This is a genomic window from Streptomyces sp. NPDC025833 (assembly GCF_055558055.1).
This window is the reverse complement of record NZ_JBVHNF010000022.1, coordinates 1-8,460: the sequence shown is the minus strand read 5'-3', so window position 1 is coordinate 8,460 and position 8,460 is coordinate 1. Positions and strand designations below refer to the sequence as shown.

Annotated in this window: 6 protein-coding genes; 5 read left to right on the top strand and 1 reads right to left on the bottom strand. The window is 71.4% G+C overall.

The window, feature by feature from the left end:
• Positions 1–114: 114 nt before the first annotated feature.
• Positions 115–1,068: a heme o synthase gene (locus tag ACZ4K2_RS31840; protein WP_467479046.1), complete on the bottom strand. Its 954-nt coding sequence runs from the start codon at positions 1,066–1,068 to the stop codon at positions 115–117.
• A 378-nt stretch (positions 1,069–1,446) separates the two neighbouring features.
• On the opposite strand from ACZ4K2_RS31840, the gene tkt reads away from it, so the two are divergent.
• From tkt to pgl, 5 genes are read left to right on the top strand one after another with little or no spacing between them, the layout of a single operon-like run.
• Positions 1,447–3,534, top strand: coding sequence for a transketolase (gene tkt, locus ACZ4K2_RS31835; RefSeq protein ID WP_467478832.1), 2,088 nt, complete (start codon positions 1,447–1,449; stop codon positions 3,532–3,534).
• 33 nt (positions 3,535–3,567) lie between these two features.
• Positions 3,568–4,686: a transaldolase gene (gene tal / locus ACZ4K2_RS31830; protein ID WP_467478830.1), complete on the top strand. Its 1,119-nt coding sequence runs from the start codon at positions 3,568–3,570 to the stop codon at positions 4,684–4,686.
• A gap of 1 nt (position 4,687) precedes the next feature.
• The gene (zwf, locus tag ACZ4K2_RS31825; RefSeq protein WP_467478828.1) at positions 4,688–6,226 is read left to right on the top strand and encodes a glucose-6-phosphate dehydrogenase; all 1,539 of its coding nucleotides are present in this window, start codon (positions 4,688–4,690) and stop codon (positions 6,224–6,226) included.
• Entirely contained in the window at positions 6,223–7,314 is a 1,092-nt protein-coding gene (gene opcA / locus ACZ4K2_RS31820) for a glucose-6-phosphate dehydrogenase assembly protein OpcA (RefSeq protein WP_467478826.1), read from the top strand. The genes zwf and opcA overlap by 4 nt, the downstream gene beginning before the upstream one ends.
• Positions 7,311–8,093 carry a 6-phosphogluconolactonase gene (gene pgl / locus ACZ4K2_RS31815; RefSeq protein WP_467478824.1) on the top strand — a complete coding sequence of 261 codons (783 nt, stop codon included), beginning with the start codon at positions 7,311–7,313 and terminating at the stop codon, positions 8,091–8,093. Before opcA ends, pgl begins: the two co-directional genes overlap by 4 nt.
• Positions 8,094–8,460 lie beyond the last annotated feature (367 nt).

Sequence of the window (8,460 nt, the reverse complement as noted above, 5' to 3'; positions counted from 1 at the left end):
GCCGGGGGGGGCGGGGGCGGTGGGGTGTGTCCTCCCTGCGGTTCTGGCCGCGGGGGGGGGGGGGGGGGGGGGGCCCCCCCCCCCCCACCCCTCCCGTCGGCGGGAAGAGGCCGGTCAGCGCAGGAAGGGGTCCACCGCGACCGCGACGAAGAGGATCGACACGTAGGTGATCGACCAGTGGAAGAGGCGCATCTCCTTCAGCTTGGCGCCGGTCACCTCGGCCTTGGCCCGGTTCTGCAGCCCGTGCGCCTCCCACAGCCAGAAGCCGCCGGCGGCGAGGGCCACCACCGTGTAGAACCAGCCGGTGTAGCCGAGGGGGGTGAGCAGCAGCGAGACGGCGACCATCACCCAGCTGTAGAGGACGATCTGCCGGGCGACGACCTTGTTGGAGGCGACGACCGGGAGCATCGGCACGCCCACGCGCGCGTAGTCCTCCTTGACCTTCATGGACAGCGGCCAGTAGTGCGGCGGCGTCCAGAAGAACATGACGAGGAAGAGGACGACCGGCGCCCAGGACATCGAGTCGGTCACCGAGGACCAGCCGATCAGTACCGGCAGGCAGCCCGCGATGCCGCCCCACACGATGTTCTGCGAGGTACGCCGCTTGAGGAGCATCGTGTAGACGACGACGTAGAAGAGGAGCGCGCCGAGCGACAGCCAGGCGCTGAGCCAGTTGACGGTGAGGCCGAACAGCAGCGTCGAGACGACAGCCAGGGTGATGCCGAACGCCAGGCACTCGCGCGGGCTGACCATGCCGGTCACCAGCGGGCGCTGCGCGGTGCGGTCCATCAGGGCGTCGATGTCCCGGTCGATGTACATGTTCAGCGCGTTCGCGCCGCCGGCGGACAGGTAGCCGCCGAGGCAGGTGAGCAGGACCAGCTTCAGGTCGGGCACACCCTGCTGCGCCAGGAACATCACCGGAACGGTGGTGATGAGCAGCAGCTCGATGATCCGCGGCTTGGTCAGCGCCACGAACGCCTTGACACGGGCCCCGAACGGCCGGTGACCCGGGCTTTGGCTCGCACCGAGCACCCCCGCTGGACGGGATTCGACGGCCGTCACGCACACCCCTGACAGAGACATCCCAGCAAGCCTCCCCGTGTGAGGTCCCGGTGAAGGCTCGCGCGTACCACGCCACTTTAGACGTTGCCCATACCCCGGCCTTCGCGGGGGTGGGCTCGTGTTGACGGGGGTCGCTCATCGGTCGCACGCGGGCTCGATTGAGCGGTCAGATGAGCGCGTCCTCATTCATGTGCCAACTGGGCTTTCCGGCCGGTCGGGAGGCGGATCGGGCGGACTCCCGGCAGTCTGGAAACACTCGAAAAAACGCACGTCCCCACGGGGGTAGGCTCGACAGCGCGGCGGGCAGAAGCACGCCGACGGCCGGGCCGGGCCCACGCGCCCGAAGACCGGCGACCGACATGTGGAGAGGAGCCCTGACCCAGGGTGAGCACCAAGCCGACCACCACAGACCTTGAGTGGAACGACCTGGACCAGCGGGCCGTGGACACTGCCCGCGTCCTGGCCGCCGACGCCGTACAGAAGGTCGGCAACGGCCATCCCGGTACGGCGATGAGCCTGGCCCCGGCCGCCTACACCCTCTTCCAGAAGGTGATGCGGCACGACCCGGCCGACCCGGAGTGGGTCGGCCGCGACCGCTTCGTGCTGTCCGCCGGTCACTCGTCCCTGACCCTCTACACCCAGCTCTACCTGGCCGGCTTCGGCCTGGAGCTGGACGATCTGAAGGCGTTCCGCACCTGGGGCTCGAAGACCCCGGGCCACCCGGAGTACGGGCACACCAAGGGCGTGGAGACCACCACCGGCCCGCTCGGCCAGGGTGTCGCCAACGCGGTGGGCATGGCGATGGCCGCCCGCTACGAGCGCGGCCTGTTCGACCCGGAGGCCCCGCAGGGCGAGTCGCCCTTCGACCACTTCGTGTACTGCATCGCCGGTGACGGCTGCCTCCAGGAGGGCATCTCCGCCGAGGCGTCCTCGCTGGCCGGCCACCAGAAGCTCGGCAACCTGATCCTGCTGTGGGACGACAACCACATCTCGATCGAGGGCGACACCGAGACGGCCGTCTCCGAGGACACGGTCAAGCGGTACGAGGCCTACGGCTGGCACGTGCAGCGCGTGGAGGCCCAGGACAACGGCGACCTGGACCCCGCGGCGATCTACGCCGCGATCCAGGAGGCCCGGTCCGTCACCGACCGGCCGTCCTTCATCGCCATGCGCTCGATCATCGCCTGGCCAGCCCCGACCGCCCAGAACACCGAGGCCGCGCACGGCTCCGCGCTGGGCGACGAGGAGGTCGCGGCCACCAAGCGCGTCCTCGGCTTCGACCCCGAGCAGAGCTTCCAGGTCGATGACGAGGTCATCGCCCACACCCGCAAGGCGCTGGAGCGGGGCGCGCAGGCGAAGGCCGAGTGGGAGAAGTCCCTCCAGGTCTGGCGGGACGCCAACGCGGAGCGCGCCGCCGACTTCGACCGGATCGCCAAGGGCGAGCTGCCCGCCGGCTGGGAGGAGAAGCTCCCGGTCTTCGAGCCCGGCAAGGCCGTCGCGACGCGTGCCGCGTCCGGCAAGGTGCTCCAGGCGCTGGGCGCGGTGATCCCCGAGCTGTGGGGCGGCTCCGCCGACCTCGCCGGGTCGAACAACACCACCATCGACAAGGACAGCTCCTTCCTGCCCGCGGGCAACCCGCTGCCCGAGGCCGACCCGTACGGCCGCACGATCCACTTCGGCATCCGCGAGCACTCCATGGGCGCGGAGCTGAACGGCATCACGCTGCACGGCAACACCCGCGTGTACGGCGGTACGTTCCTCGTCTTCTCCGACTACATGCGCAACGCCGTGCGCCTGTCGGCGCTGATGCACCTGCCGGTGACGTTCGTGTGGACGCACGACTCCATCGGCCTCGGCGAGGACGGCCCGACCCACCAGCCGGTGGAGCACCTGGCCTCGCTGCGCGCCATCCCGGGCCTGAACGTCGTCCGCCCGGCGGACGCCAACGAGACCGCCGTCGCCTGGCGCGAGATCCTCAGGCGCTGGACCAAGGAGTACGGCAAGGGCCAGCCGCACGGGCTCGCGCTCACCCGCCAGGGCGTGCCGGTGTACGAGCCCGACGACGACGCGGCCAAGGGCGGCTACGTGCTGTTCGAGGCCGAGGGCGGCGAGGCGCAGGTGATCCTGATCGCCACCGGTTCCGAGGTGCACGTGGCCGTCGAGGCGCGTGAGCAGCTCCAGGCCGACGGCGTTCCCACCCGGGTCGTCTCGATGCCGTCCGTGGAGTGGTTCGAGCAGCAGGACCAGGGGTACCGGGACTCCGTGCTGCCGCCGTCCGTGAAGGCCCGAGTCGCCGTGGAGGCGGGTATCGGACTGACCTGGCACAAGTACGTCGGGGACGCCGGCCGCATCGTCTCCCTGGAGCACTTCGGTGCCTCCGCCGACGGCAAGGTGCTCTTCCGCGAGTTCGGCTTCACCGCCGAGAACGTGGCCGCCAAGGCCCGGGAATCCCTCACCGCCGCCCAGCGCTGACGCTCACATACGACACGTAGGAGATGTAATTCCATGACAGACGCACTCAAGCGCCTCTCCGAGGAAGGCGTCGCGATCTGGCTGGACGACCTGTCGCGCAAGCGGATCACGTCCGGCAACCTCGCCGAGCTGATCGACCAGCAGCACGTCGTGGGCGTCACGACCAACCCGACGATCTTCCAGAAGGCGATCTCGCAGGGCGACGGCTACGACCTCCAGCTGTCGGACCTCGCCGCCCGCAAGGTCACCGTCGAAGAGGCCATCCGCATGATCACCACGGCGGACGTCCGCGACGCCGCCGACATCCTGCGCCCGGTCTTCGACGCCACGAACGGCCAGGACGGCCGGGTCTCCATCGAGGTCGACCCCCGTCTCGCGCACAACGAGAAGGCGACCGTCGCCGAGGCCAAGCAGCTCGCGTGGCTCGTCGACCGCCCGAACACCCTCATCAAGATCCCGGCCACCATGGCGGGCGTCCCGGCGATCACCGACGTCATCGGTCTCGGCATCAGCGTCAACGTCACGCTGATCTTCTCCCTGGAGCGGTACCGCGCCGTCATGGACGCCTACCTCTCCGGTCTGGAGAAGGCCAAGGAGCGCGGCCTGGACCTGTCCGAGATCCACTCCGTGGCGTCCTTCTTCGTGTCCCGCGTGGACACCGAGATCGACAAGCGGCTGGACGGGATCGGCACCGACGAGGCCAAGGCGCTGCGCGGCAAGGCCGCCGTCGCCAACGCGCGCCTCGCCTACCAGGCGTACGAGGAGGTCTTCTCCTCCGACCGCTGGAACGCCCTGGAGAAGGCGGGCGCCAACAAGCAGCGTCCGCTGTGGGCGTCGACCGGCGTGAAGGACCCGGCGTACCCGGACACCCTGTACGTCACCGAGCTGGTCGCGCCGAACACGGTCAACACCATGCCGGAGGCCACGCTGGAGGCCACCGAGGACCACGGTGAGATCAGCGGCGACACCGTGTCCGGCACCTACGAGCAGGCGCGTGCCGACCTCGACGCGCTGGAGAAGCTCGGCATCGCGTACGACGACGTCGTGCAGGTGCTCGAGGAGGAGGGCGTCGAGAAGTTCGAGTCGTCCTGGAACGACCTGCTCAAGTCCACCCAGGCGGAGCTCGAGCGCCTCGCCCCTTCGGAGGGCTGACTTGTCACCCGTTTCCGGATCCGGAGCGAACCCGCTTCGTGACCCGGCCGACCGACGGCTCCCGCGCATCGCGGGGCCGTCGGGTCTGGTCATCTTCGGCGTCACGGGCGACCTGTCCCGGAAGAAGCTGATGCCCGCGGTGTACGACCTCGCCAACCGGGGTCTGCTTCCGCCGGGGTTCTCGCTGGTGGGCTTCGCCCGCCGCGACTGGGAGCACGAGGACTTCGCCGAGGTCGTCCACGACGCGGTCAAGGAGCACTCGCGCACCCCGTTCCGTGAAGAGGTCTGGCAGCAGCTCATCCAGGGGATGCGCTTCGTGCAGGGCACCTTCGACGACGACGAGGCGTTCGAGCGGCTGCGCGCCACCATCGAGGAGCTGGACAAGGCGCAGGGCACGGGCGGCAACTTCGCCTTCTACCTGTCGGTGCCGCCCCGCTCCTTCCCGGTGGTCATCCAGCAGCTCAAGAAGCACGGGCTGGCCGACCAGTCCGGCGGCTCCTGGCGCCGGGCGGTCATCGAGAAGCCGTTCGGCCACGACCTCGCCTCGGCCGAGGAGCTGAACAAGGTCGTGCACGAGGTGTTCGAGCCGGACCAGGTGTTCCGGATCGACCACTACCTCGGCAAGGAGACCGTCCAGAACATCCTGGCGCTGCGCTTCGCCAACACCATGTTCGAGCCGATCTGGAACCGGTCCTTCGTGGACCACGTGCAGATCACCATGGCCGAGGACATCGGCATCGGCGGCCGGGCCGGCTACTACGACGGCATCGGCGCGGCCCGCGACGTCATCCAGAACCACCTGCTCCAGCTCATGGCCCTGACCGCCATGGAGGAGCCGTCCTCCTTCGGCGCGGACGCGCTGGCCGCCGAGAAGGAGAAGGTGCTCGGCGCGGTCCGGCTGCCCAGGGACCTGGGCGACAGCACCGTCCGCGGGCAGTACGCGGCCGGCTGGCAGGGCGGCCAGAAGGTCACCGGCTACCTCGAAGAGGACGGCATCGACCCCGAGTCGAAGACCGACACGTACGCCGCGATCAAGGTGGAGATCGACAACCGCCGCTGGGCGGGCGTCCCCTTCTACCTGCGCACCGGCAAGCGGCTGGGCCGCCGGGTCACCGAGATCGCGGTGGTCTTCCAGCGGGCCCCGCACTCGCCGTTCGACACGACGGCGACGGAGGAGCTGGGGCAGAACGCGGTCGTCATCCGCGTCCAGCCGGACGAGGGCGTCACGGTCCGCTTCGGCTCCAAGGTGCCGGGCACCTCGATGGAGATCCGGGACGTGTCCATGGACTTCGCCTACGGCGAGTCCTTCACCGAGTCCAGCCCGGAGGCGTACGAGCGGCTGATCCTGGACGTGCTGCTCGGCGACGCCAACCTCTTCCCGCGCACGGAGGAGGTCGAACTCTCCTGGAAGATCCTCGACCCGATCGAGCGCTACTGGGACGAGCACGGCAGGCCCGCGCAGTACAAGTCGGGCACCTGGGGCCCCGTGGAGGCGGACGAGATGCTCGCACGAGACGGACGGAGCTGGCGCCGGCCATGAAGATAGACCTGACCGACACCACTGCCGGAGAGATCAACAAGGCGCTCGTGCGGGGCCGCCGCGCCATCGGCACACCCGCCGTCGGCATGGTCCTCACCCTCGTCATCGTCACCGACGAGGAGAACGCCTACGACGCCCTCCGGGCCGCCAACGACGCCTCGCGCGAGCACCCCTCGCGCACGCTGGTCGTCATCAAGCGGGTCTCCCGCAACCCGCGCGACCGCACGTCCTCCCGGCTGGACGCCGAGGTACGGGTGGGCGCGGAGGCGGGCACCGGCGAGACCGTCGTGCTGCGCACCTACGGCGAGGTGTCCGACCACGCCGACTCGGTGGTCCTGCCGCTGCTGCTGCCGGACGCCCCGGTGGTCGTGTGGTGGCCGGTGAACGCCCCGCTCGACCCGGCGAAGGACCCGCTGGGCGCGCTCGCCCAGCGCCGGGTCACCGACACCTACACCGCCGAGCAGCCGGTGCGGGAGCTGTCCGCCCGCGCCGCGGCCTACACGCCCGGCGACACCGACCTGTCGTGGACCCGGATCACCCCGTGGCGCTCGATGCTCGCGGCAGCCCTGGACCAGGTCGTCTGCGAGGTCAAGGGCGTCGAGGTGGAGGGCGAGGAGTTCAACCCGAGCTGTGAGCTGCTGGCGATGTGGCTCGCGGACCGGCTGGACGTCCCCGTCCGGCGTTCGCCGTCCTCGGGCCCGGGCCTGACTGCGGTCCGCCTGGAGACCAGCTGCGGCCCGATCGTGCTGGACCGCGCGGACGGCTCGCTGGCCACCCTGTCCATCGAGGGCCAGCCGGCCCGCGCGGTGGCGCTGAAGCGGCGGGACACCGCCGAGCTGATCGCGGAGGAGCTGCGCCGGCTGGACCCGGACGACACCTACGCCTCGGCGCTGCGCTTCGGCGTGGAGCGGCTGATCACGGTTCCCGCGCAGGCCGCCGGGGAGAGCGCGGGTCAGGAGGCGGCGGAGGAGTCCGGGCAGCCGGCCGCGGAGCCCGAGCCGGTCGAGGAGGCCGCGAAGGCGCCCGCGAAGAAGGCGGCGGCCAAGACCGCGAAGAAGGCCCCGACGCGGAAGGCGGCGGCGAAGTGAGCACTCCGCAGCTGGTCGTCCACCACGACAAGAAGCTGATGGCGCAGGCCGCCGCGGCCCGCCTGATCACGAAGATCGTGGACGCGCAGTCCTCCCGGGGCAGCGCGTCCGTGGTCCTCACGGGCGGCCGCAACGGCAACGGGCTGCTGGCCGCGCTGGCGGCGGCGCCCGCCCGGGACGCCGTCGACTGGGGCCGCATCGACCTGTGGTGGGGCGACGAGCGCTACCTGCCCGAGGGCGACCCCGAGCGCAATGTCACGCAGGCCCGCGAGGCCCTGCTGGACTCCGTCCCGCTGGACCCGGAGCGCGTGCACGCCATGCCCGCCTCCGACGGCCCCCACGGCTCGGACGTCGAGGCGGCGGCCGAGGCGTACGCGGCGGAGCTGGCGAAGGCGGCCGGCCCCGAGAACCACGGCCCGGTCCCGTCCTTCGACGTGCTGATGCTGGGCGTCGGCCCGGACACCCATGTGGCCTCCCTCTTCCCGGAGTTCCCGGCCGTGCGGGAGACCGAGCGCACGGTGGTGGGCGTGCACGGCGCGCCCAAGCCGCCGCCGACCCGGATCTCGCTCACCCTCCCGGCGATCCGGGCGGCCCGCGAGGTCTGGCTCCTCGCGGCCGGTGAGGACAAGGCGGAGGCCGCGGCCATCGCCCTGTCGGGCGCGGGCGAGATCCAGGCTCCGGCGGCGGGCGCGTACGGCCGTGCGCGGACGCTGTGGCTGCTGGACTCCGCCGCGGCCTCGCAGCTTCCGCGGTCGCTGTACCCGCCGGCCTCTCCGTGACGGCCACCGCACCATGACGGCCACCGCGCCGTGACGACCGGGGCGGCAGGGGTGACTCCCCTGCCGCCCCGGCCCGGTCGCCGCCCGCGGTCTCCCGGGTGCCCCGCGGGTCCCGTCCGGGAAGAGCCGGCCGGCGCCCCTGCGGCCACCACCGCCACGACCGCCGTGGCCACCGCCTTGCGCACCAGGCGTCCCCTCCCCCGGTCCGGCGGAACCCTGGAGGATCGGCACGGCGGCCCCGGCCCCGGGCTCAGCTCCGGCCGCGCAGCTTCCGGTAGGCGGCGACGAGGGCGGTGGTGGAGGGGTCGAGGCCGGGGACGTCGGTGCCTTCGGTGAGGGCGGGTTCGACGCGTTTGGCGAGGACCTT

Excerpts from the sequence above, each read along its gene's own strand:
- tal (WP_467478830.1), top strand. The coding sequence starts at position 3,568 with ATGACAGACGCACTCAAGCGCCTCTCCGAGGAAGGCGTCGCGATCTGG.
- opcA (WP_467478826.1), top strand. The coding sequence starts at position 6,223 with ATGAAGATAGACCTGACCGACACCACTGCCGGAGAGATCAACAAGGCG.